Here is a 263-nt window from a genome sequence, read left to right as displayed (position 1 = left end):
TTGGGGTCAGGTTACTGCTTTACAACTCACTAAAAATGGCGAAAAAGCTTCTGTTGATCAAATTCAATGGAGTAGTACTGGGCAATTGGCCCATTATCGTTTGTCCTCAGGTCAGCAATTGTGGCGAAATTATGACAGCCGTGGGCGACTGACTGAACAACGTTGGTATAGCCCTACCTCTCAATCGTGGTGGGGAAGTTTTGTCCATAAAGTTAAGTATCAATGGCTTAATCAAAATTTACCTAAAACTGAAATTCAAACAG

General features: G+C 41.4%; 1 protein-coding gene. It reads left to right on the top strand.

The window, feature by feature from the left end; genetic code table 11:
- Positions 1–263, top strand: a 263-nt coding sequence (locus GGG_RS20345; RefSeq protein WP_010118297.1) for a hypothetical protein, incomplete at both ends; no start/stop codon positions are given.

Origin of the sequence: Acinetobacter sp. P8-3-8, from assembly GCF_000214135.1 — a bacterium.
GTDB lineage: Bacteria > Pseudomonadota > Gammaproteobacteria > Pseudomonadales > Moraxellaceae > Acinetobacter.
The sequence above is the reverse complement of the archived record's forward strand: the minus strand, read 5'-3'. Positions and strand labels throughout refer to the sequence as shown.